The organism is Amycolatopsis keratiniphila subsp. keratiniphila (genome assembly GCF_001620365.2).
Classification (GTDB): domain Bacteria; phylum Actinomycetota; class Actinomycetes; order Mycobacteriales; family Pseudonocardiaceae; genus Amycolatopsis; species Amycolatopsis keratiniphila.
Map to the genome: position 1 here is coordinate 1 of NZ_LQMT02000011.1, position 241 is coordinate 241.

General features: G+C 70.5%; 1 protein-coding gene. It reads left to right on the forward strand.

What is annotated here, in order from left to right:
• Positions 1-241, forward strand: a 241-nt coding sequence (locus AVR91_RS43745; RefSeq protein ID WP_228709179.1) for a phosphopantetheine-binding protein, incomplete at both ends; no start/stop codon positions are given.

Consider the following 241-nt stretch of genomic DNA (forward strand, 5'->3'; position numbering starts at 1 on the left):
GCTCGCGGACCGGCTGCCGGAGTTCATGGTGCCCGCCGCGGTACTGGTACTGGACACCTTCCCGTTGACGCTCAACGGAAAGATCGACCGCGCGGCCCTGCCCGAACCCGGCTTCGCCGGGAAGCCCGCCGGCCGCGAACCGCGCACCGAGACCGAACGCGTGCTGTGCGACCTGTTCGCCGAGGTGCTCGGACTGGACCGGGTCGGCGCCGACGACGGTTTCTTCGAACTGGGCGGGGAT